This is a genomic window from Pseudomonas sp. ZY71 (assembly GCF_036542145.1).
In the GTDB taxonomy this organism is placed as follows: Bacteria; Pseudomonadota; Gammaproteobacteria; order Pseudomonadales; family Pseudomonadaceae; genus Aquipseudomonas; species Aquipseudomonas koreensis_A.
The window spans coordinates 754,421-776,805 of the sequence record NZ_CP144274.1 but is presented as its reverse complement, the minus strand read 5'-3'; the positions used below and the strand labels follow the sequence as shown (position 1 = coordinate 776,805).

Genomic DNA, 22,385 nt, shown 5'->3' with positions numbered 1-22,385 from the left:
CATGAGCATCGAATGGCACACGCTGGATCGCGAACCGAGTCTGCCCGGGCTGTACGCACGGGCGGCGACGCGACGGAAAATCACCGGCACGCAATTGCCCGACAGCGGTTTGCGCTGTTGGGTCGATGTCGATGGCAAACGCTTGGCGGCCTATCGCAAGGTCTGCGGATTCGTCGATGACGGTCTGCTGCCACCGACGTATCCGCATATCCTCGCCTTTGCCTTGCAGATGCAATTGCTCACCGCCAAGGACTTTCCGTTTCCGCTGCTGGGGTTGATTCATCTGAGCAACCGCATTCGCGTGTTGCGCCCGATGGGCGGGATCAGTCGGGCGCAGGTGAGCGTGCGCGTGACGAATCTGCAAGCGCATCCCAAAGGTGCGACGTTCGATCTGCTGACCACGCTGGATGACCAGCTCGGGCCGCTGTGGGAAGCCGAAAGCCAGATGCTCTGTCGCGGCGTGAAGCTTGAGGGCGAAGCTGTCGAACAAACCTGGGATCCCTCGCAATCGCTGGTGGAGGTGGCGCGCTGGAAAGCCCCGGCCGATATCGGTCGGCAATACGCCAAAGTCTCCGGAGACTACAACCCGATTCACCTGAGTGCAGCCAGCGCCAAGCTGTTCGGTTTTCCAACAGCGATCGCCCATGGTTTGTGGAACAAGGCGCGGACGCTCGCGGCGCTGGGTGATCATTTGCCCAAGGCCAACCTTGAGATCGCCGTGCACTTTCGTAAACCGGTGCGCCTGCCCAGTGAGGTGAGCTTGCTGGCGAGTGCGGCGGGGTCCAGTGGTGAGTTGCGGCTGATCGGTGCACAAGACCTGGAGCACATGGTCGGGCAGTGGCAACCGATTGCCTGAGCACGCGGGACACCGTTAATTGTGTGTATATAACTTAAGTTTTCGCCGTCCTTCCTCCTTCCACTGAAAAAAACCGGGCCTTGATTATCAAGGCCTTTTTTTGTGCGGCTATATCGTGGGTATTAGTCCTTAGGCGCTGAACTTCGCCCTCTATATAAAGGCGTTAATACCAACTTGAGAATGGTCTGAAACCCGCCCCTGGACTGAGATTGAGCACAACGGTCGAAGGCATCACCGACGACAGATCGGCGAGCCATCGAAGTCAACGAACGTTGTGACAGGTGCAAGGAATCTCAATCATGAAAACTCAAGACGTGTGGTGCAAATCGGCAATCGCTCTGGCATTGATTCTCTCCCTTGGCCTCGCTGGCTGCAGCAGCGGCGGTGGCGGCCATCACAGCAGCTCCGGCAGTTCTGCGGCGGACGGTACGGCGGGTACTGGCGGCACATCGGGTAGTGACGGCACGGGGAGCACAGGTGGCACGGGTGGCAGCGGTGATACCGCCGGTACTGGCGGGACCGGTGGGACCGGTGGTACTGGCAATACTGGCGGAACGGGTGGCACTGGTGGCACCGATCCGACCAATCCAACCAACCCGACAGATCCGACCGATCCCACCAACCCGACCAATCCAACCACCACACCGTTGGTGACCACCACGCTGGTGCAGGATGTCGGTAATACCGTCGCTGGCGTCGGCGATGGCGTTGGCCAGATCGGTGACTCGCTGAGCAGCGTTCCTGTTGTCGGTGACGTTGTACAAAGTGCGGCCAACACCGCCGGCAATGTCGTCAGCACCTTGGGTGACGGTGTCGCCAATGGCGTAGGCAAGCTGGCGACCGACCCTAAAGGCCTGACCACCACCGTCGCTTCGGTCGGCGGCGTGGTGACCGATGTGGGTAACGGCGTCTCTGATCTCAGCGGCAAACTGGCAACCGCGACCGGCAGCGTTCCGGTGGTGGGCGGTGTTGTGACCAAAGTCGCGCCGCTGCTTGATGGTGTCGGCGAGAAAGTCACCATGCTCGGCAATACCCTCGACACCACGCTGACCAACGGCCCGACCAGCCAACTGACGAACAAGGTCGGCGGTAGTCTGGTACCCGTGATCGCGATGGTCGAAAGCACCACGGACAAACTCGGCACTGCCACCGGGCTCGGCGATCCACTCAAAGGCGCGATCTCGCAAGTCGGCACCTCGGTGAACACCTTGGGCGGCAGGCTCACCGATGCGGGTAACGGCAATGCCTTGACCAACACCCTCGGCGGCGCGTTGAGCGATACCGGCACCGCGGTCGGCAAGGCTGGCGGTCTGGTGTCCAACGGCACCGGCTCGGGTACTGGTGGCGTGGGTGGTGGTCTGGGTGGCGGCCTCGGTGGTACTGGCCTGCTGCAAACCGTCGGCGGTGCCGTGGTCAACGTCGGCGCAGGGCTGAATGCCGGCAATACCAATGGCGTCGTCAGCGCCGGCGGCGTTACCGCTACCGGCCTCGGCAATACCGTCGCTTCGCTCAACACCGTACTCGGCGGATCGGGCACCCCGATCACCGCGACAACCTCACCTCTGGCCACGGTTGGCGCCACCTTGGGCACGAGTGTGAATCCGGTCACCAGCGCTGTGACCAACGTGACTCAACAAGTCGGCGCAGCGACCGGTATCGGATCACCCGTCGCAAGCCTCACCGGCCAGGTTGGCGGTGCGGTCAGCAGTATCGGCACCACCATTGCCGCGACCAACAACCCGGTCACCACGGCGGTCGGTGGACTGGTCAACAACGTCGGCGGTACCGTCGCCGCCGTCGGTGGTCTGGTCAACGGCGGTACCAGCGGGGGTACCAGCGGAGGTACCACCGGTGGCGGTCTGGGCGGTGTACTCGGCGGTCTGACCGGCGCCTTGGGAGGTAACCAACGCTAAATTGCACCTGGCCGATTCGACGGCCTCACCTACAGCGCCTACGCTTGGTTGAGGGCGGAAGATTCCCACGAGTCTTCCGCCTTTTTTCTTAGGAGAATTCAGCCCAGTGCTGTGATCTGACCATGGAGTGTCCTATGCGCGTAATGGCATCCCTGCTGTTCCTGAGTCTCAGTTCCGCCGCCCTCGCCGACACCCTGCCCAGTTTTCTCAACAGCAACGAAACCATCCGCAACCTGCCCGTGCCGAACTTGCCCGCCGACGCCTATCGCCCGAGCGCCACACCGGTGCAAGTGCCGGACGCCGGTGCAGCCGCCGCGCAGCCACTGCTGATGGATACCAAGATCAATTTGCAAACCGTGCAGATCGAAGGCGGCACCCTCTATCCGCTCAACGAGCTCGCCGAAATCTACAAACCCCTGATCGGCCGCCAAGCCACGCTCGCCGACCTGATCGAAGCCACGCGCAACATCACTCGGCGCTATCAGCAGGACGGTTACCTGCTGTCCTACGCGTTCTTGCCGCAGCAAAATTTCAATGACGGCGTAGCGCGCGTGGTGCTGGTGGAAGGCTACGTTCGCGATATCCAGATCGAGGGCGATGTCGGCCGGGTCAGAGCGCTGCTCGACAAACTGGCAGCGAAGATCCAGGCCGAACGACCACTGACCCGCAAGACCTTCGAGCGCTACACCACGCTGATGACGCGCATCCCCGGCGTCACGATCCAGGCCCAGGTGCCACCGCCTGGCACTACCGACGGAGCGACAACGCTGGTCGCCCAGGCCAGTCGCAAACCCTTCACCAGCACGCTGAGCACCACCGAAGACAACCGCAACGGCACCCAGGCCCTGCTCGGCGTCAGTAGCAATTCGCAAACCTCGATGGGCGAACAACTGACCCTCAGCGGTCTGTTTCCACCGGGTGATGATCACGAACATTACTACCGCCTCGACTACAACCAGTTCCTCAATGACGAGGGCGCGCAACTTGCCTTGTCCGCTTCACGCTACCGCGCCGATCCCAGTACCGAAGTGCTCATCGACGGCGGTGGTCGACTCAGCACCCATCGTGAAAACGACCGCTACTCCATCGGTTTCACCCTGCCGTTGATTGCCGCCTCCAACGAATTGCTGACCGCCGGCTCGCGCCTGTACGCCGTCGATGACAAGACCCGCTACAACGGCATCAACTTCCCGTTCAGCACCGAGTTCCGCACCGACATACGCGCTCTGGCTTTCGAAGGCGACTGGCGCAAGGCCGATGCCCGGCAACTGCGGATTCTCAGTGGCGGCGTGTATCAGGGTTTCGACAGCCTGGGCGCGCATACCAACTACGACGGCATCGATCTCGATTTCTTCCGCGTACGCCTGTCCGGGGTGCAGAGCAACAAGTTCCTCGACAACTGGCAAGGCGTGCTGTCCGCCGCGCTGTACTGGAGCGACGACAGCCTGCCCGACAGCGAGCGCGCGGTGTTCGGCGGGCAGAATTTCGGGCGCGGTTATCCCGACGACCAAGCGTCCGGTGACAAGGGCTGGGGCGTGGCGTACGAGGTCAACTACAGCTTCAACCGCGACGGCAACTGGGTGCGCATCCTGCAACCATATGTCGTGCTCGATCGCTCGCGCAGCTGGTTCAATGAACTGCCGGTAAAGGCCAATAACCTGTCATCGGCGGCGATCGGGCTGCGGTTTGGCGATGCCAAGTACTACAACATTGCGCTGGAGGCGGCGAAGGCGATGTCGGATGAAGCCCTGGATACGTTCAATCGCAGGCCGCGGTACAGCATCAGTTTCAGTTATCAGTTGTAAGCTGAAACACCAAGAGGCTTCGGCAGTGGCGGGTGGAATGTACAACCGGCAGAAATGGGTCGGATTGCAGGGCGCCTTCGCGAGCAGGCTCGCTCCCACAGTTGAATCAGGTGCATCCAGAGAGAGATTGATCGGCTGTCGGGGCGCCATCGCCAGCAGGCTGGCTCCCACAGTCGAATGGGGTGCATCCAGAGAGAGATTGATCAGCTGTCGGGGCGCCTTCGCGAGCAAGCTCGCTCCCACAGTTGAACTGGGTGCATACAGAGAGAAATTGGTCGGTGAGCCCACCTCGCACCGCGTCGCTCCTCACCACTCAACAGGATGAGCGTTAGCTCGGCTGCAGCTCTTGATCTTGATCTTGATCTTGATCTTGATCTTGATCTTGATCCACGGGCGACGTCGGAAGGCTGAGTGGAGGGATTGATCCGGGGGTGGGAGCGCAGCGACCGTTTGGCGCAGCCAAACACAGCGAGAGGAGGTGCAGCGAAGCAAACCGGAGACGCTGCGCCCGGATCGATCCCGGAGCGAAGGAACCCCGAGCCTCAGCGAGCGGGCCGCACGGAGGAGCAAGCCTTTTTGGTTACTTTTTCGGCGTCTGGAAAAAGTGACCCGCCGTAAGGGCGGAACCCTAAGCCGCCGTTACCGCAGCAACGGATATCTCCCCAATCACCCAGCCACATTACTCCGAGGCTTGGGAAACAGATTATCCAGAGTCTCCAACAACCTGACGTAATAAATCGGCTTGCGAAACAGATCTACCACCTGCAACCGTAACAGGTCACTGACATCCTCCATATCCGCATGCCCCGACATCACAATCACCGGCAAATGCTGGCGCGACGTATGCTCACGCAAGCGCTTGATCAACGACATCCCGGACTCCTCCGGCATACGCAAATCAGTAATCACCAACGCAATATCGGGATGGCGCGTCAGATGATGCAACGCCAGCTTCACCGACGTTGCGGTATGACAGACAAACCCCTCCCCCTCCAGCAACTCCGCCAGTTCCAGCAACGCGTCCTCCTCGTCGTCAACCAGAAGCAACTGTTGGCGCGGCAGCGAGGAAGCAGTCATGGGCAATCCCTGAAAACTGAAAGTGAACCCGAGTGTAGCCCGACATTCGCCGGGCATTGAGCTTCGTTCAGCTCAGGGCGACGGTGCAGGCGTGGTCGACACGGCCGTTCCGCCCAGCGCTACCAGCAAGTTATTGAACATGACCAGCACACGGCCACCCACCGGCGTGACGAACACGATGACTACCACCGCCACCATCGCCACCACAATCGCATACTCGATGGCCGATGCTGCGTCTTCGTTGGCCAGGAAACTGCGGGCACGAATCATCAGGTACTCAAAGAGCATCGCAGTTCTCCTCAGTGGTCAAGGCCGGGTCACGGCTGTGCCGCCCAGTCCGGTCAGGATGTTGTTGAAGTAAAACAGCACCCGATTACCCAGCGGGGTGACGAATGCCACAACCACCACAGCAACCATCGCCACCACAATCGCGTACTCGATCGCCGACGCTGCTTCCTCGTTTCTGATCAACAGACGGACTCGGGCCATCAAGTAATCAACAATCATCTGGAACATACATCCACTCCTTCGCGCCATTGGCGCCGATGTCGCACTACAGCGGCAAGGTTCCACCGTGCCATTTGAGCATTGTCAACAAACCCCCACCCAACAACTGTAAGAACGAATTAATCACAAAGGATTAATCACATCGCGAAGTTGCCGGTTGCTGCTGTTAATTGGCCAAGACTCATACTTTAGTGGGTTATTTTCCTGTCAGTAATGGCGTTTTGGCTTGGATCAGCTAGCGTGGAAATAGCGAAATAGTTGCATGTTCATAGCTGCCGGATTGGGAACTTCTCTCGTAAGCAAGTGCGGTGGGTAGTGCAGCAGGAAAGGGAGAACCGTCATGAACAGTCGCGTCACCATGGGCCTTGCAGCCATTCTTATGCTTGGAGCGATCTTTGTCGGTTACTGGGGACTGGTGCTCAGTCGTCAACCGGCGCCTGTCGCCGAAGCCCCCATTGCCCCAGCCGTCAGCGTTGAAAAAACTGTCGCGATCGCCGAAGACCAGACCCGCCAACCGGTGGTGGTGTTGCTGCACGATGTACCGCCGTTCACCGCGCTGACGGCAGCCGATGTCGCGGTGGAAAAACTGCGCAGTGCACCAGCCGGCAGCTTGAACAATGTCGATCAGGCCATCGGCCGCACACCCTGGCGGCACCTCAGCGCCGGCACTTGGCTGAACGATGAAAGCTTCAGCGCCGGCGGCTCACTGGCACGCATGATTCACAGCGATGAACGCGCCCTCACCGTGGCCGTCGACGAAGTGATCGGCGCGGCCGGGCAACTGATCCCCGGGGATTACGTCGATGTTTTGCTCTACCTGCGCCAGGACACCAGCAACCTCGAACAGTCGGCGCAGATCGTCGTCCCGGCCATGCGCGTGCTCGGGGTGGGTGAACAGTACGGCCTTACCAACGACGGCCAACCGGCCTCGCCGGCCCTGAGCGCCGAGGAAAAACTCAAACAGGATCAACGCCGCATCGCCGCGCGCACCGTGGTGCTGGCGGTGCCGGAACAACTGCTCAGCCGACTGATGCTGGCAACGCAAGTCGGCACCTTACGTCTGGCCGTACGCAGCAGCGAAGAACAACGCCTGGCCAAATACTGGGCCGGCGAAACTCAGGCGCCGGCACATCTGAACACTGCCAATAGCCAACTCTTCCAGTTCACCCAACTGGCCTTGGGCACCGGGCCGAAAGCGCCTTCCAGCGGTGGTTCCGGCGCAGCCCCGAAGCCTGCCGTGGAAATCATTCGCGGCAATCAGATCACCCAACAAACCCCATGACAGCGCAAGGATCCAAGGGCATGCAGAGTCGTTTCAGGCCGACATTCAAACCCATGCTGTGCGCCCTGTTACTGATGGGACTGTCGATAGACGCCGCGTTGGCGGCAGTCGGCAATTGCTCGGCACTCGGGCGCATGCCGCCAGTGATCGAAATCGGCGAAGGCTTTCAGCAGGACGTGCAATCGCCAGTGGCGATCACTCGTCTGGCCATTGGCGATCCGAAAATCGCCGACGTGCACGCCAACGGCAGCTCGTCCTTTCTGCTCACCGGTGTTGCGCCCGGCGCCACCAGCCTGATGGTCTGGACGGCGTGTTCCAGCGAGCCACGCCAGAGCATGGTCTTCGTTCAGGGCGCCGCCACGGCCGCCATGACCGGCACCCTGCCATCGGATGACCCAAACCTGCCGTCCCAGGTGCAGACCGATATTCGCTTCGTCGAAGTCAGCCGCACCAAACTCAAGGAAGCCACCGCCTCACTGATCGGCACGCGCGGCAACTTTCTCTTCGGTTCGCCCGGCACCCTGCCTCCGATTGATGGTGTGCCGCAGCCCCGCCTGCCGGTGGACAACTCGTTGTTCAACTTCTCGTGGATCGGCGGCAAGACCATGGCGATCATCAACGCCCTGGAAACCAGCGGCTTCGCCTATACCCTCGCGCGGCCGAGTCTGGTCGCGCTGAACGGCCAGAGCGCAAGCTTTCTCGCCGGCGGTGAAATACCGATTCCGGTGCCCAGTTCCGGCAGCGACAGCGTGTCGATCGAGTACAAGGAATTCGGCATTCGCCTGACCCTGACGCCGACCATCATCGGCCGCGATCGCATCGCCTTGAAGGTCGCCCCGGAAGTCAGCGAACTCGACTTCAGTAACGCGGTACAGATCGCCGGCACCACCGTGCCCGCCCTGACCATCCGCCGCACCGACACCAGCGTGTCACTCGGCGATGGCGAAAGCTTCGTCATCAGCGGCTTGATCAGCACCACCAACAGCTCGCAGGTGAACAAGTTTCCCGGCCTCGGCGATATCCCGGTGCTCGGCGCCTTTTTCAAAGGCTCGCAGATCAAGCGCGAAGAACGCGAACTGCTGATGATCGTCACCCCGCATCTGGTCCAGCCACTGGCCGCCGATGCGCAACTGCCGTCGTTACCGGGCGAAAAACTGCGCAACTACGACCCGAACTTCTACCGCATGTTCTTCCTTGAAAACGGCAACTTCGACAAGCGCAGCGGGTTATCGCAATGAGCCAGAGCCTGAGCCAGACCTTTCTCGCCATCACCCGCAACAGCACCGATCTGGAGTGGCTGCAAGGCGCGCTCGCACCGTTGGGCCAAGTGGTCAGCGCCGGTGGCGGCAGCCTCGACGAACTGCTGGCGCTGGTGGACGTGACCTTTGCCAATCTGGTGTTCGTCGGTCTTGATCGCGAGCACGTGGTCGCCCAGAGCGCGTTGATCGAAGGCGCGCTGGAGGCCAAACCGATGCTGGCGATCGTGGCCCTCGGCGACGGCATGGACAATCAGTTGGTGCTCAACGCGATGCGTGCCGGCGCCCGCGATTTTGTCGCCTACGGTTCGCGTTCGAGTGAAGTCGCCGGCCTGGTACGGCGCTTGAGCAAACGCCTGCCGCCCGTGGCACCGAATACGCAATTGGGCGGCCTCACGGTGATGTATGGCGTGCAGAGCAGTTCCGACGGCGCACTGCTGGCCAATCACATGGCCTTGGTGGTGCAAAAAAGCGGTCAGCAAACCTTGTTGCTTGATCTCGGTTTGCCGCGCGGTGACAGCCTCGCCCTGCTCGGGCTGGAGAGTTCGTTCCACTTCGGCGATGCCTTGCGCCACTTGCGCAGGCTCGACGCCACGTTGATCGACAGCGCCTTCACCAGTGCCGAAGCCGGCCTGCGCATTCTCGCCTACGCCAGCAACGACGAGCCGCTGGAAAACACCAGCGCCGCCGAGCTGTACATGTTGCTCAGCGCCTTGCGCCAGCACTTCCAGCACATCGTCGTGAACCTCACCGGGCAGACCGACAGCGAAGCCTTGCGCACCTTTGTCAGCCACTGCGACAAGTTGCTCTGGTACACCGATCAGAACGTGCTCAACTGCCGACGCAACCTTGCCGTGCTCAATCTGTGGCGCGAAAAAGGCATGAAGCTCGACCACGGACGCCTGCTGATCGACCGCTACTTGAGCAATGTCGCGCCCGATTCGGAAACCCTCGGCAAGACCTTCAACCTGGAAGTGATTGCCACGCTGGCCCTCACTCCAGAAGTTCGTCTGAACGCGAAAAACCAGGGTGTCAGCCTGTTCGAACTGGCCCCGCGAGAAAAGCTCACCCAGAGCCTGCGCGCCCTCGGCGAACGTCTGGCGAAACGCTCCGAAGGCCTGGCCAAGCCCAAAGTGACCTGGTTCGACCGTTTGCGAGGCACCTCATGAGCGCAGAAAAACTCTTCGGCGCGACACCCCGCAGTGGCGTCGGCAACAGCGATCACGAAGGCCTGAAACTGGTCCTGCATCGCTACATCATTGATGCCCTCGAAGAGTCGGGCAAAAACCTGCTGGAAGGTTCACGCCAGCAACTCGCGCAATTTGTCACCGACAAAGTCGCCGAGTACATCGCGCGTTTGCACCTGGCGATATCGCGCTACGAAATGGAACGGCTGGCCGAAGAGATCGTCGACGAGCTCACCGGTTTCGGCCCGCTGGAAGTATTGCTGCGCGATCAGTCGGTAACCGAGATTCTGGTCAACGGCCCGCACCGGGTGTTCATCGAACGCGACGGTGTGCTGCACCAGAGTGACCTGCGGTTTATCGACGCGCACCACGTCGAACGCGTGATGCAACGCATCCTCGCGCCGCTCGGTCGGCGCCTCGACGAATCATCGCCGATGGTCGACGCGCGCCTGCCGGATGGCAGCCGGGTCAACGCGATCATCCCGCCGATTGCCCTCGACGGCCCGTGCCTGTCGATCCGCAAGTTTCGCAAGGACATGCTCAAAAGCAGTGACCTGATGGCGATGCAAACCATCGACCTGTCGATCTTCGAGTTTTTCCAGGATGCCGTCGGCAAGCGCTGCAACATCCTGATCAGCGGCGGTACCGGCACCGGCAAAACCACGCTGCTGAATATTCTCAGCCAGTTGATCAACCCGCACGAACGTCTGGTGACCATCGAAGACGTCGCCGAATTGCAGCTCGGTCACCCCCACGTGGTACGCCTGGAAACCCGTCCGCCGAACGCCGAAGGCCACGGTGAAGTGAAGGCCAGCGACCTGATTCGCAACGCCCTGCGGATGCGCCCCGACCGGATCATTCTCGGCGAGATACGTGGCGTCGAAGTGGTCGACGTCCTCACCGCGATGAACACCGGTCACGACGGTTCGATGAGCACCGTGCACGCCAACAACGCCCAGGATGCCCTGCTGCGTCTGGAGACACTGGTCGGCCTGACGGGTCGCTCCATCGCCGAACGCACCCTGCGCCAGATGATCTGCGCCGCCCTCGACGTGATCATCCAGTTGACGCGCATGCCTGACGGGCGCCGCTGCGTCAGTGAAGTCGTGGAAGTGGTCGGCATTCGCGAGGACGTCTACGTCACCAACACCCTGTTCCGCCTCGACCGTCGCAGCGGTTTCGGCTTCCTGCGCGAAGCCGTCAACCCGGCCGGCGACAAGCTGCGCCACGAAGCGCATCTGAGCTGACGGCAAGGAGCACCGAGCATGCTGGGACCGATCATTCTCATCGTTATCTGCCTGACGCTGCTGGGGCTGTCGATCCGTCTGTTCCTGCAAGGCTTGCGCAAGACCGCCACGGAAAAAGTCCTCAACCGACTGGCCGCCGGACAGCCGCAACTGGCGCCTGAAAAACCTGTGTGGGTCGGCCTGGAGCGGATGTTTCTGCGTGCTGGACTGGGCCGTCCGAGCGAGCGTTTCGGCCTGTGGCTGAGTCTGTGGGCGCTGGTGATGGCGCTGGGGTATTTTCTTGCCGACTGGATCGGCCTGCTGCTGATGATCGTCATACCGCCACTGCTGTTGCGGCTGTACATCGCCATTCTTTACCAGCGCCGGATCAAACGCATGATCGAGCAACTGCCGCAGTTGCTCGATCACACCGTACGCAGCCTGAAGTCCGGGCGCACTCTGAGCGACGCGGTGATGGGCGGCATTGAAGCCAGCGAAGATCCGCTGAAAAAAGCCATGGGCCGGGTCCAGCGCAACGTGCAATTGGGCGTGAACTTGCCGGATGCCGTCAGCGACTTTGCCGAACTCTACGAACAGGACGAACTGCGCATGTTCGCCCTCGGACTGAAGGTCAATCATCGCTACGGCGGCAACGCCAGCGAGCTGCTGGAGAACCTGATCAAACTGATCCGCGAACGCGATCAGGGCGCCCGGCAACTGCGCGCCCTGACCGGCGAAACACGCATGACCGCGTGGGTGCTCGGCTCATTGCCGTTGCTACTGGTGAGTTACTTCATGCTGACCAATCCCGGCTACATGCTCGGGATGTGGAACGACGCGAGCGGCCAGCACATGCTGATCAGCGCCGCCGTGTTGCAAGTGTTCGGCAGCCTGGCGCTGTGGCGCATGTTGCGGAGCGTCTGACATGGTCTACCTCGCCGCTCTCATGTTGCTGCTCGGCGCCCTGCTACTCGTGGTCAATCACTTGCTGACCGAACGGCGTCGGGTGCGTCAGGTCAATCAGCGCTTGCAAGGGCATCTGGTGCGTGAAAACCGCTTCGGCAGCTGGCTGCGCGCACTGGGCGGCAGCAAGTTCGGACAACGCTCGGTGAGCATCGACAGCGAAACCCAGACTCTGCTCAACCGCATCGGCTGGCGCCGCTCTAGCGAACGGGCGCTGTACGCCGCCTGCCAGATCGGCACGCCGTTGCTGACATTGGGTTTGGCGATTTTTTTGCAAGAGGTGTTTTTCCCGCAGGCTGACAACCGCTGGATCGTGCCGATGCTCGCCACCGGCGGCGGCTATCTGCTGCCCAAACGCTTGCTGGCCTACGCGGCGGCACGCCGGCAGAAAACCATCGCCGTGGAGGTGTCGACGTTCATTCCGCTGCTTCGCATCCTCTTCGAATCCGGCATGGCCGTTGAACAAGCCCTGCGTGTACTCAGCATCGAAGCGCAAAAATTGTTGCCGGAACTGACCAGCGAACTGCGCCTGATTCTGACTCGTGTCGACTCCGGTCTGGAGCTCGGCCAGGAATTGAACAAAGCCGCGGTGATGCTCGCCGTCGACGAATTCACTGACACCTGCGTGATCCTCCAGCAACTGATTCAACAGGGCGGCGGCGCGATGAAATCGCTGCTGGCGCTCAAGCAATTGCTGGATGACCGGCGCCTGACGCGCCTGCAGGAATACATCTCGAAAATGTCCGCGAAGATGTCGGTGGTGATGATGCTGTTTCTGTTTCCGGCACTGCTGATCGTCCTCGCCGGCCCGGGCTTCACCGCGATTGCCCGGGCGTTCGCCAACTGACCTTGCTCATGGAGAGCGTTTGATGAAAGTACTGATAGTCATGGCAAGTCTGTTGCTGCTCGGCGGTTGCGCCACCGACGGCCAGGCACCTTGGACGGCACTGCTGGCACCGAGCAGTTGCAGCAAAATGACTCAGGAGCAGGAACTGGCCCTGAACCTCGCGGACGACCTGGCCAACGACGGCAAACTGCACGCCAGCCTGGCCAACCTGCAAAGCCTGCCGGACAACATCAGCGAAGTGCGCCTGCGCAAGGCGAAGGTTTATCGTCTGCTCGGCCGCAGCGAAGCCGAGCCGCTGTATCGCGGCCTGCTCGGCGGCTGCCTGACCGCCGAAGCCGAACACGGCCTCGGCCAGCTCTATGCCGCCCGTGGCGACAACGGCCAGGCCCAGGCCCACCTGCAACGCGCCGCCCGCCTGGCCCCCACCGACGATAAAATCCGCAACGACCTCGGCGTGGTCTACCTCAACCAACTACGCCTCAACGACGCCCGTTTCGAGTTCCTCACCGCCATCGAACTCAAGCAGAACAACCAACTGGCGACCCTGAACATGGTCACCCTGCTGCTGTACCAGAACGACTGGCCACAAGCCGCCGAAATCGTCAGCCGCGCGAAACTGACCCCGGAACAATTCACCGAAGCCCAGGAACGCGCAGAAAAACTCAAAGCCCCGGTCAAGCCCAAACCCGCCACCAGCAATCAAGTGGCCGCCGTCGCTGATCCGTTGCCGTCATCGCTCAAATAAGGAGACAGCCATGCATCCCTTCAAAGGCCTGTGCTACCTGACCCTGCTCAGCCTGCCCCTCAGCGCCGCCGCCATCGACGCCGGCCCCGCCTCCGCGCAACAACAGGAAACCGAAGGCTGGCTGGTCCTGCAAAGCCGCAACAAAGCCGCCTCGCCCAAGCCACAAGCGGCAACTGCGACCGAACGGGATCTGGCGATGCAGCGCTGGTTGAAGAAGTACAAATATGAGATACCGGATTTTTATGACCCGGATGCGGGTGGGAAGATCGAGACCAAGAATTAGTGATGTGGTGACCTTGCGGGCGCTTTCGCGAGCAGGCTCGCTCCCACCTTTTGAAATGCACTCCACCTGTGGGAGCGAGCCTGCTCGCGAAGAACGATGATACGGTGTGGCTGCCGGATCAGGTCTGCGGATCTACCCGATCCAATGCCCGGTTTACTGCCAGTTCGGCGAGCATGATGATCTGCTGAATCGCCAGCGCGGTATTGCGCTCAGGCCGGGCCAACTGATCGGCAAAGTTACCGGCCAGTGTGTTGGCCGAGGCCAGGGATTCGCAGGCGTGGGCGAGCAGGCTTTCGGTATCGATTTTCGGATGGATGAGGAACATCGTGGTGGGTTGGTGAGGTTTCGCAGGTTCGGGGCAGAGGTAGAAATCGAGGGCGCGTTTGATCGCTTCGCGGCTCTTGACGAGGTCGTCGGCGCGGATGGCTTCTTCGAGCGGGGTGGTGGATTCGGTGGGTGGGTCGGGGATCAGTTTGTCCATTGAAACAACTCCAAAGTCTTTGCCACCACCCACTGCCATTCTCACGGGGCAAAAGGTGGCAGCTGTATGCGGGGTGAGAATACCGGTTATGGACACCCGGCCAGACCGAAGTCTGCCCGCACACAGCCGCCATGACACATTGCAGACAGCAGACAAGCTGGCGGCAATTATGCGTGCACAAGGACTGGATGACCATAAATTGCCGGGTTCTCACACCCGATCGCTGAGTGTTCAGCGACAGCCAGAGAAGAGCGCACGTCCGACGGACAACCTGAAAACAGTGTGGGAAGGTTCCGGTTATCTGCCACAAATTTAAACAGCCAAAAGCCAACCCTCACCCTAGCCCTCTCCCAGAGGGAGAGGGGACTGACCGAGTTGTCTGGGAGAGCTAAGCCGACGTGAAAGACCGGGTCGAATTCAGACTCTGAAACAGATCAAAAGCCCCTCACCCTAGCCCTCTCCCAGAGGGAGAGGGGACTGACCGAGTTGTCTGGGGGAGCTACGCCGACGTGAAAGACCGAGTCGAATTCAGACTCTGAAACAGATCAAAAGCCCCTCACCATAGCCCTCTCCCAGAGGGAGAGGGGACTGACCGAGTTGTCTGGGGGAGCTACGCCGACGTGAAAGACCGAGTCGAATTCAGACTCTGAAACAGATCAAAAGCCCCTCACCCTAGCCCTCTCCCAGAGGGAGAGGGGACTGACCGAGTCGTTTGGGAGAGCTACGCCGACGTGAAAGGCCGGGTCGAATTCAGACTCTGAAACAGATCAAAAGCCCCTCACCCGCTCCTAACCACTCAACAGGATGAGCGTTAGCTCGGCTGCAGCTTTTGATCTGTTGGCCCCTTCGGCAGGCTGAGTGGAGGGATTTATCCGGGGGTGGGAGCGCAGCGACCGTTTGGCGAAGCCAAACACATCGAGAGGAGGTGCAGCGAAGCAAACCGTAGGCGATGCCCCCGGATAGATCCCGGAACGAAGGAACCCCGAGCCCTAGCGAGGGGCCGAACGCCGGGGCCCAGCCTTTTGGTTACTTTTTGGCGTCTGAAAAAGTGACCCGCTGTAAGAGCGGAACCGTCAGCGGCAACACCCGCAGCAACGGATATTCACCCAAAACCCCAAGAACCTGGTCGGCCCACAGGCCGCCAAGTCAATGCGCCGTAACCCGCTGCCGCGCAGCCGATGCACTCGGCGAAAGAGCCAGAGCCAACTGCGTCCGATTATGCATATGCGTCAACCGCAACACCTGCGAAACATAAAGCTTCACCGTGTTCTCGGTAATCCCCAACTCACAGGCAATCTGATAATTGGTCTGCCCCTTACCGACCAACCGCGCCACATCCAATTGCCGCGGCGACAACTGATTGAAAATCGCCGGCATCTCCTGCGCATCAGCCTCGGCAGGCTCACCACCCGACACATCGCGAGCCACCGCCGAAGGACTGCGCCGCACCTTGTCCAGGTCCTGGTACAGGTCATCAATCGACTCAGACAAATACTGCAACTTCTGATTCAAATGCCCCAACTGCAGATTCTTCTGCCGCTCCTGCAGAGCAACCTCCTGACGCCGCACACCTTCGAGCAACTCATCCAGATCAATCGGTTTCTGATAATAATCGGCAATCCCAGCCCGCAACGCCTTGATCACGTCCTGCTTGTCGGCACGCCCGGTGAGCATGATCGCCTCAAACGCGCGATGCTTGCCCGCCAGCCGCTGCAATGCCTGGATCAACTGAATGCCATCCATGTCCGGCATGTGCAGATCACTCAGCACCAGACCGATCTCCGCGTCCTCACTGAACCGCTCGATCGCCTGCTGACTGGACTCACACGGCACACAGCGATAACCGCTGCTTTCAAGAAACTCGCACAACTCCTCCACGATCAACGGCTGATCGTCGACCACGAGGACTTTTACCGCAGACGTAAGCTTGTTCACGTGCTACTCCATGTCCCAGGCCAAAGCTGACCATTCCTGTACTGCCAGCCTTTGGCTGTATAACCAGTCCCTTTGAAAGTAGACGCACTTTCCGACTATGTACATAGAACTAGTGGCGCTTGGCGACTAATGGATCCAAAGTAGAACGAGCACCGTACCGATCAGCACGAACGGTGCAAATGGCAGCTTTTTTGACATATCTGGCCCTAGATATCGCAGACGTTCTCTAAGCCCTTGACTCATATGGAGCCAGACTCTTGGCGCCAACAGCATCCAGAGCACGCTGGCGAACCCCGCACCGATAAACACGCCGAGAATAAACAGACCGTCCGTCGCAAGGCCAAGAGCTGTCATTAATTTCACATCGCCGGCGCCCATCCGACCCATGAAAAACCCCGGCAGGGTCAGCACCAGTGCGATCAGGCAGGCCCAGCCGCCCTGCCCCGCCTCAGCACCCAACCAGGTGCTGCCGGTCCACAGCAGATAAACCAGCGCCAGCGCCGCCGCGCCAAGGGTCAGGCCATTGGCAATGCGTCGTTGGCGGGCGTCTTGCGCCGCGCACAGCCCCAGCCAGATCAAGAGGACAAAACTGTACATCGGGTAAAAACCGTCCATTTTTGCGGAATGATTCTATGCTGATACTACGCAGTGACAGTCAGGGTAGACGCACTCATGAAAACCGGCTTTCGGAAGTCGCAAAAAGGTGCGGTGGCGATCGAGTTCGCCTTGGTGTTCATCATTTTTTTTGCCGTGTTTTACGGTCTGGTCAGTTACAGCCTGCCCTTGGTGATGATGCAATCGTTCAACCAGGCCACGTCCGAAGCGGTGCGCCGCAGTGTCGCGGTCGATCCCAACACGCCCAACTATTCAACGGTCGTGCTCAACACCGCGAACGCCACGCTGACCCAGCAATTGTCCTGGATTCCGCCGGTCTTCAACCTGGTAGTCGGCGTTGATACCAGCAGTCAATACAGCGCATCAGGCCTGCTGACGGTGCGCGTGGATTATCCGGTCAGCAAGTTGAATCAGGTCATGCCGTTCCTGGTGCTTCCGGTCGTTGGCACAGTGCCCAATCTGCCCACCTACCTGACCGCCAAATCGAGTCTGCAATTTTGACCTCGGGGGACAAGCTCTTCGGGCGCTTGCTCAAACGCACGCCGGCCGCCGCCCACGAGTTGCCCGACCCACTCGGCTCACCCGCGACCGGCTTGCACCTGTACCTGAACGATGACGGCGGTGTGCTGCAAATCGCCGGCCCGCTGCGCCATCTGCTGGCGCAGTTCAAACCTCAAGATCAACCCTTGCCACTCAGCACTTATTTGCTGCCGCACAGCACACTGACCATCGAAGGTCGGCCACGGGAGTGGCAGGGGCTCTTGCTGGATCTCGACTTCTGCGGCCTGGGCGAGCAAACCGTGCACCTGCGTGGCTGGGTACAGCCGCTGGGCGACGGCTGGCTGATGCAGTTGATCGACATCGCTGACTTGCTGCTTGAACGCCAACAATCGCGTCAGCGTGATGCCTGCCAATTGATCGCCGGGCAGGTCAGCGAACAGTTACGCGCCTGCAGCCAAGTGCGTTTGCCGGTGATCGTCAGCGAACAATTGCAAATGATCGCCCAGCGCTGGCATATCCCCTGTCTGGCGCTGGCCTTGCTCGATGATGAGCAACAGGGCTGGCAAATCCATCGCCAGTATCGCGCCCACGATGCGCAGGATCTGTGGCATGACGGGCAGCGCCTGGGCACGCCATTGGACAGCCTTAACGGTGCCGCGCCGCAACGCGTCGGCGCGCAGCATGGCCTCGATGAACATTCGCGGGTGCAGGTTCTGTTTGGCAGTGCCGAAGGTTTCGCGGTGCCGTATAGCGATGAGCGCGGTGTGGTGGCCTGGCTGCTCTGCGGTTTTTATCCCGTGGACAGCGCCGCGCCATACCTGACCGAGCGCGACTGGATGACGCTGTTCGGCGCGCTCGCCGGGCCGTTGCTCGGGCGCCTGCGCGAACAACAACATCACCTGCAACTGGAGCGCATCGAGTCGCTGCAAACCCTGCTTGGCACCGGCTGGTGGGAGATTTTGGCAGGCGACGCCCACGTTCAACTGGCCCCCGCGCTGGCGGCGGCCCTGAACGTGAACCCTGGCGGATTAGCGTTGGAAGACTGGCTGGCGCAAATCCATCCCGCCGACCGCGACGAGTTGCGCAGCCGTCTGCAAGCCTTGCAACAACACGGCGAAGCCCTGACGTTATCGGTGCGCCTGCGCGGTGGTAATAACGAGCAGGCGCCCACGTGGTATCGCGTGCAGGGCCAAGTGATTGGCAATGGCGAGTACCGCCGGCTGGTCGGTTTCATGCTCGATATCAGCGACATCCAGAACCAGCAACAACGGGCCGCCGCCGCCCATGCACGGCTCGACAATCTGATCGCCAGTTCGCCCGCAGTGATTTATGTCCAGAACTACCACGAAGGCGCGCTGATCCCGGCGTTCTTCAGTGCCAGCCTGCACCCCTTGCTGGGCTGGAGCCTTGAGGACTGCGGCAGCGGCGCACTGATCGAAATGATTCACCCTGACGATCGCGACCTGTATTTCGCCCGCAGCCGTCAGTTGTTGCGCGAAGGTTCGGTGCGCGCACGTTATCGCCTGCGCGACCGCCACGGTGAATATCACTGGCTGCTCGATGAAGCCAAACTGCTGCGCAATGACCTCGGCCTGCCGGTGGAAGCGGTCGGTTTGTGGCTGGACGTCACCGAAGCGACTCTGGCGGCCGAGCAGGTGAAAAAGAGTGAAGAGCGCTACCGGATTCTGGTGGAGGATTCGCCGGCGATGATCTGTCGCTACCGCCCGGACCTGATTCTGACCTTCGGCAACCGACCGCTGGCGACGTACCTGGAATGCACACCGGAGCAACTGCCGGGGGTCGATCTGGGCAGTTGGATGTCCGCGGAACAACGCGCCGCCTTCGTCCTGCGCCTCGCTTCACTGACCGCAGAGGAACCGGTAAGCACCGCAGAAATCAGCCTGCAACTGCCCGGCCGCGAACACGCCTGGTGGGTCTGGTCCGATCGCGGCGTGTTCGACGAACACGGCCAATTGATCGAAGTGCAAGCGGTGGGCCGCGACAACACCGAAGTGCGCCGCTCGCAGCAGCAACTCACGCAAAGCGCGAAAATGGCCACCCTCGGTGAAATGGCCACGGGTCTTGCCCATGAAATCAATCAGCCGTTGAACGTGATGCGCATGGCCATCGTCAACGTGCTCAAGCGTCTGGGCAACGGCGATGTGCAGGTCGACTACCTGACCGACAAACTCAATCGCATCGATGCGCAGGTGCAGCGCGCGGCGAAAGTAGTCGATCACATGCGCGTATTCGGCCGGCGTTCGGAGATCGAGCAGCAACTGTTCAACCCCGCCTCGGCCATCGAGGGCACGCTGTCGCTACTGGCCGAAGGCATGCGCGGCAAAGGCGTGGACTTGCGTATCAGTGAGACCGGGTTCGAGGTGCAAGTGCGCGGCTATGTCGATCAGCTTGAGCAGGTATTGATCAACCTGATGGTCAATGCGCGCGACGCGTTGCTGAGCAAACGCGAGAAGGACTCGAGCTTCAAACCGTGGATTGCGATCTACGCTGAACGCGATGAACAGAGCGTACGGCTGTGGGTCGAGGACAACGGTGGCGGCATTGATCCGCGCTTGCTGGAGCGGATCTTCGAACCGTTTTTCACCACCAAGCCGATCGGCGTCGGCACCGGATTGGGGCTGTCGGTGAGCTACGGCATCATCGACAACATGGGCGGCGAGTTGAGCGTGCGCAATTCGGTGGAGGGCGCGCGGTTCTGCATCGAGTTGCCGATTGCCGCGGATGCCTAGATCACCAGATAGGCCTTGCCGGTCTGGCCGCAGGTCATGTTGGCACCGACGTCGACGTCCATCAGGTTGATGCCCAGACCTTTGAGCAGGTTGTTCAGCAGCGGATCGAGCAACGGACTAATTGCCCCGGTCACCACGGGCAACAATCGGTTGGTGACATCGCTGATCAACGAGGCAACACCGGTGACGATGGCACCCAGCGGATTACTGCCCTGCGGTTTGTAGACGATCAGGTTGATGCCCGCGAGGGTGTTCGACAGGCTGCCGACGATGTTGCTGGTTGGCGCTGCCGGCAAGATGCTCGGCGGCAGTTTGAGGTTGGCCGGGGTGGCAAACGGTGTGCTGCTGGAGAACACCAGGTCTTGCGAGTTTTGCCCGACACTGGTGTCGAGCATGATGCCGATGCCTCCCGCGCCGAAAGGAACATGGGTGGCAGGATCACAGGTGCCGAGCAGCAGGATTTTGTGACAGGTGACGATCCCCAGATCGATCAGCGCCAAGGGCGCCACCGTGGGTTCGGCCGCTGAAGAAAAGGCATTGGTCGAATCGATCTTGCCGAGTTTCAAGTCAGCGATGGACGTAATGGTATGCGCAGTCAGGCTCTTGGTGCCGGTGGTGCCCGTCGGACAGCTGTAATCGGTGACATAACTCTTGGCGCCGCCGGCATCCAGACTGATGTCAATTTGCGGTGATGGCAGCAATTGTGGATCAAGTTGCTCACAACCGGCGCCCAACAGGCACAGGACCGAATTGAGCGTACTGACCAGATTCAGACTCAGTAGTGCATTGAGGGTCGGGGTCAATCCACCCACCAGCCCCAGCACGGCATTGGCCAGTCCCGTCACCCCGGACAGTACCGGCAGATTCACTGAGACCAGCGTGCGAACCTGCGCCGTACGCACATAAATCCGGTCCGCCCCGGTCGGGTTGAGCTTGGCCCGCGCCGGATCGCCAATCGCGGAAAACTGCGGTGGCTCGATCACTTTCACCCGCACCGTGACATTCGCCAACCCCAGCACGCTGATCGGCAACGTTGCCGCCACCGCACTCTTGCTGTTGGCCAGTTGCACCACGCCCTGAATCAGCTGCAGCAGTTGCAGATTGGCGTCCAGTCCTGCCGATGTAGTGCCGGTCTGCAATTGCAGGATGTCACCCAGTTTGACCGGCGCCGCGTTGATCGCGGCCACCTGCAATTGGCCCAGCGCAGTGATCACCTGGGCGGTCGCGCCGTTGAGTTGCACCACCGTCGCCGCCGCCTGAATCAGTTGCGTCACCGTGGCCTGAGTGTTGAGTAATTGCGTGTAGTTGCCCACCGCGACGTTGAGATTGATTGCCAGTTGATCAAGGTATTTGAGCAAGTTGATGTCGGTGTTCAGCAGGCCATCCCAGCCCAGTGCCGTGAGGTTGACGTTGCCGCCGAGCAGCCCGGAAAACAGCGGGTTGAGGATGTTCGACTGGGCCGTATCGATGTTGGCCAGGGTGCTGCGAATATTCAGCTGGGCCACCGTCGGCTGCGGTTTGGCGGCCACCGCCGAGGCATTGAGCGTGGTATTGAGACTGACCGGTGTGCCGCTGAACAAGGCCTGTACGCCACCGGCAAAACTGGTGGTCACCGTGCGACTGGCGACGACTTTGACCGCTGCTGCTTGCGTGGCATCCACCGCGAATGTGCGCAGGCCGGTAGCGGCGGTCACCAAGGTGCCGCACGTGGTGGCGAGGGTGTTGCTGGCATCCACAATGTAGCCATTGCGCACGGCGCTTTGCCCGGCATAACTGGCGGCGCTCAGGCCCGGCAGGCAATTACCGCCACGGCTGACGGCTTCGAGGGCGGCGTTGTCGACCACCCGCTGCAATTTGCGTTGTTCCATGTACAAGCGGCCGGTGTCGACCACCAACAGCAGCATCACCACCGCCAGACTGAGGGTGGCCGCCGCCATCAAGCCAATCGCCCCGCGCTGGCGGGCCGGGCCGTTGAATCGCGAACGAGGCGACATGGCGCACTCCTTTGCCGTTACCTCCATTGATGCAAATGAGTGTAGACGCGCCTAATGGCAACGCGCCATTTCGAACAGACAAACATCCCTGTGGGAGCGAGCCTGCTCGCGAAGGCGTCGTGTCAGACAAATAACAGTTGCATGACACCCTGCTTTCGCGAG

20 protein-coding genes are annotated in these 22,385 nt (G+C 60.8%); 13 read left to right on the top strand and 7 right to left on the bottom strand.

Annotated features, from left to right (window positions below; genetic code table 11):
* Position 1: 1 nt before the first annotated feature.
* The 3 genes from VY732_RS03305 to VY732_RS03295 all read left to right on the top strand — a co-directional run bounded on the left by VY732_RS03305 (position 2) and on the right by VY732_RS03295 (position 4,574).
* A complete protein-coding gene (locus tag VY732_RS03305; protein ID WP_331694237.1) occupies positions 2-856 on the top strand; it encodes a MaoC family dehydratase in 855 nt (284 codons plus the stop codon).
* 299 nt (positions 857-1,155) lie between these two features.
* Entirely contained in the window at positions 1,156-2,769 is a 1,614-nt protein-coding gene (locus VY732_RS03300; RefSeq protein ID WP_331694235.1) for a collagen-like triple helix repeat-containing protein, read from the top strand.
* 134 nt (positions 2,770-2,903) lie between these two features.
* On the top strand, positions 2,904-4,574 hold the full coding sequence (locus VY732_RS03295; protein WP_331694233.1) for a ShlB/FhaC/HecB family hemolysin secretion/activation protein: 1,671 nt from the start codon (positions 2,904-2,906) through the stop codon (positions 4,572-4,574).
* 666 nt (positions 4,575-5,240) lie between these two features.
* On the opposite strand, the gene VY732_RS03290 is transcribed toward VY732_RS03295, so the two are convergent.
* The 3 genes from VY732_RS03290 to VY732_RS03280 all read right to left on the bottom strand — a co-directional run bounded on the left by VY732_RS03290 (position 5,241) and on the right by VY732_RS03280 (position 6,167).
* Positions 5,241-5,651 carry a response regulator gene (locus VY732_RS03290; protein ID WP_123596031.1) on the bottom strand — a complete coding sequence of 137 codons (411 nt, stop codon included), beginning with the start codon at positions 5,649-5,651 and terminating at the stop codon, positions 5,241-5,243.
* A gap of 72 nt (positions 5,652-5,723) precedes the next feature.
* Complete coding sequence (locus tag VY732_RS03285; protein WP_123596029.1) at positions 5,724-5,939, bottom strand: Flp family type IVb pilin; 216 nt, start codon at positions 5,937-5,939, stop codon at positions 5,724-5,726.
* 18 nt (positions 5,940-5,957) lie between these two features.
* Entirely contained in the window at positions 5,958-6,167 is a 210-nt protein-coding gene (locus tag VY732_RS03280; protein WP_123596027.1) for a Flp family type IVb pilin, read from the bottom strand.
* 331 nt (positions 6,168-6,498) lie between these two features.
* Between VY732_RS03280 and cpaB the strand changes: the two genes are divergently transcribed.
* From cpaB to VY732_RS03240, 8 genes are read left to right on the top strand one after another with little or no spacing between them, the layout of a single operon-like run.
* Positions 6,499-7,440: a Flp pilus assembly protein CpaB gene (gene cpaB, locus VY732_RS03275; protein ID WP_331694231.1), complete on the top strand. Its 942-nt coding sequence runs from the start codon at positions 6,499-6,501 to the stop codon at positions 7,438-7,440.
* A gap of 20 nt (positions 7,441-7,460) precedes the next feature.
* The gene (locus VY732_RS03270; protein ID WP_137217624.1) at positions 7,461-8,678 is read left to right on the top strand and encodes a type II and III secretion system protein family protein; all 1,218 of its coding nucleotides are present in this window, start codon (positions 7,461-7,463) and stop codon (positions 8,676-8,678) included.
* Entirely contained in the window at positions 8,675-9,865 is a 1,191-nt protein-coding gene (locus VY732_RS03265) for a pilus assembly protein (protein ID WP_123596019.1), read from the top strand. The genes VY732_RS03270 and VY732_RS03265 overlap by 4 nt, the downstream gene beginning before the upstream one ends.
* Positions 9,862-11,130 (top strand): CpaF family protein, encoded by a 1,269-nt coding sequence (locus tag VY732_RS03260; protein ID WP_123596017.1) that lies wholly within the window; start codon positions 9,862-9,864, stop codon positions 11,128-11,130. The genes VY732_RS03265 and VY732_RS03260 overlap by 4 nt, the downstream gene beginning before the upstream one ends.
* 18 nt (positions 11,131-11,148) lie before the next feature.
* Positions 11,149-12,033: a type II secretion system F family protein gene (locus VY732_RS03255; RefSeq protein ID WP_331694228.1), complete on the top strand. Its 885-nt coding sequence runs from the start codon at positions 11,149-11,151 to the stop codon at positions 12,031-12,033.
* A gap of 1 nt (position 12,034) precedes the next feature.
* Entirely contained in the window at positions 12,035-12,919 is an 885-nt protein-coding gene (locus tag VY732_RS03250) for a type II secretion system F family protein (RefSeq protein WP_123596011.1), read from the top strand.
* 22 nt (positions 12,920-12,941) lie between these two features.
* Positions 12,942-13,664, top strand: a complete 723-nt coding sequence (locus tag VY732_RS03245; RefSeq protein WP_331694225.1) for a hypothetical protein — start codon at positions 12,942-12,944, stop codon at positions 13,662-13,664.
* Between the two features lie 10 nt (positions 13,665-13,674).
* Entirely contained in the window at positions 13,675-13,947 is a 273-nt protein-coding gene (locus tag VY732_RS03240) for a DUF3613 domain-containing protein (protein WP_331694224.1), read from the top strand.
* Between the two features lie 118 nt (positions 13,948-14,065).
* On the opposite strand, the gene VY732_RS03235 is transcribed toward VY732_RS03240, so the two are convergent.
* The 3 genes from VY732_RS03235 to VY732_RS03225 all read right to left on the bottom strand — a co-directional run bounded on the left by VY732_RS03235 (position 14,066) and on the right by VY732_RS03225 (position 16,960).
* A complete protein-coding gene (locus tag VY732_RS03235) occupies positions 14,066-14,428 on the bottom strand; it encodes a DUF6124 family protein (RefSeq protein ID WP_331694222.1) in 363 nt (120 codons plus the stop codon).
* A 1,146-nt stretch (positions 14,429-15,574) separates the two neighbouring features.
* The gene (locus tag VY732_RS03230; RefSeq protein ID WP_137217629.1) at positions 15,575-16,363 is read right to left on the bottom strand and encodes a response regulator transcription factor; all 789 of its coding nucleotides are present in this window, start codon (positions 16,361-16,363) and stop codon (positions 15,575-15,577) included.
* A gap of 126 nt (positions 16,364-16,489) precedes the next feature.
* The gene (locus VY732_RS03225) at positions 16,490-16,960 is read right to left on the bottom strand and encodes a prepilin peptidase (protein ID WP_331694220.1); all 471 of its coding nucleotides are present in this window, start codon (positions 16,958-16,960) and stop codon (positions 16,490-16,492) included.
* Positions 16,961-17,035: 75 nt separating this feature from the next.
* Between VY732_RS03225 and VY732_RS03220 the strand changes: the two genes are divergently transcribed.
* Together VY732_RS03220 and VY732_RS03215 are read left to right on the top strand one after the other, a co-directional pair.
* Positions 17,036-17,479, top strand: a complete 444-nt coding sequence (locus VY732_RS03220) for a TadE/TadG family type IV pilus assembly protein (protein WP_095121976.1) — start codon at positions 17,036-17,038, stop codon at positions 17,477-17,479.
* Positions 17,476-20,229: a PAS domain-containing sensor histidine kinase gene (locus VY732_RS03215; protein ID WP_331694218.1), complete on the top strand. Its 2,754-nt coding sequence runs from the start codon at positions 17,476-17,478 to the stop codon at positions 20,227-20,229. The genes VY732_RS03220 and VY732_RS03215 overlap by 4 nt, the downstream gene beginning before the upstream one ends.
* Here VY732_RS03215 and VY732_RS03210 read toward each other — a convergent pair.
* Positions 20,226-22,223: a pilus assembly protein TadG-related protein gene (locus tag VY732_RS03210; protein ID WP_331694216.1), complete on the bottom strand. Its 1,998-nt coding sequence runs from the start codon at positions 22,221-22,223 to the stop codon at positions 20,226-20,228. The genes VY732_RS03215 and VY732_RS03210 overlap by 4 nt on opposite strands.
* Positions 22,224-22,385: the final 162 nt, after the last annotated feature.

Coding starts and splice junctions, on each gene's coding strand:
- VY732_RS03245 (WP_331694225.1), top strand. CDS start 12,942: ATGAAAGTACTGATAGTCATGGCAAGTCTGTTGCTGCTCGGCGGTTGC.
- VY732_RS03280 (WP_123596027.1), bottom strand. CDS start 6,167: ATGTTCCAGATGATTGTTGATTACTTGATGGCCCGAGTCCGTCTGTTG.
- VY732_RS03225 (WP_331694220.1), bottom strand. CDS start 16,960: ATGTACAGTTTTGTCCTCTTGATCTGGCTGGGGCTGTGCGCGGCGCAA.
- VY732_RS03235 (WP_331694222.1), bottom strand. CDS start 14,428: ATGGACAAACTGATCCCCGACCCACCCACCGAATCCACCACCCCGCTC.
- VY732_RS03285 (WP_123596029.1), bottom strand. CDS start 5,939: ATGCTCTTTGAGTACCTGATGATTCGTGCCCGCAGTTTCCTGGCCAAC.
- VY732_RS03220 (WP_095121976.1), top strand. CDS start 17,036: ATGAAAACCGGCTTTCGGAAGTCGCAAAAAGGTGCGGTGGCGATCGAG.
- VY732_RS03305 (WP_331694237.1), top strand. CDS start 2: ATGAGCATCGAATGGCACACGCTGGATCGCGAACCGAGTCTGCCCGGG.
- VY732_RS03240 (WP_331694224.1), top strand. CDS start 13,675: ATGCATCCCTTCAAAGGCCTGTGCTACCTGACCCTGCTCAGCCTGCCC.
- VY732_RS03250 (WP_123596011.1), top strand. CDS start 12,035: ATGGTCTACCTCGCCGCTCTCATGTTGCTGCTCGGCGCCCTGCTACTC.
- VY732_RS03270 (WP_137217624.1), top strand. CDS start 7,461: ATGCAGAGTCGTTTCAGGCCGACATTCAAACCCATGCTGTGCGCCCTG.
- VY732_RS03255 (WP_331694228.1), top strand. CDS start 11,149: ATGCTGGGACCGATCATTCTCATCGTTATCTGCCTGACGCTGCTGGGG.
- VY732_RS03300 (WP_331694235.1), top strand. CDS start 1,156: ATGAAAACTCAAGACGTGTGGTGCAAATCGGCAATCGCTCTGGCATTG.
- VY732_RS03265 (WP_123596019.1), top strand. CDS start 8,675: ATGAGCCAGAGCCTGAGCCAGACCTTTCTCGCCATCACCCGCAACAGC.
- VY732_RS03260 (WP_123596017.1), top strand. CDS start 9,862: ATGAGCGCAGAAAAACTCTTCGGCGCGACACCCCGCAGTGGCGTCGGC.
- VY732_RS03210 (WP_331694216.1), bottom strand. CDS start 22,223: ATGTCGCCTCGTTCGCGATTCAACGGCCCGGCCCGCCAGCGCGGGGCG.
- VY732_RS03295 (WP_331694233.1), top strand. CDS start 2,904: ATGCGCGTAATGGCATCCCTGCTGTTCCTGAGTCTCAGTTCCGCCGCC.
- VY732_RS03290 (WP_123596031.1), bottom strand. CDS start 5,651: ATGACTGCTTCCTCGCTGCCGCGCCAACAGTTGCTTCTGGTTGACGAC.
- cpaB (WP_331694231.1), top strand. CDS start 6,499: ATGAACAGTCGCGTCACCATGGGCCTTGCAGCCATTCTTATGCTTGGA.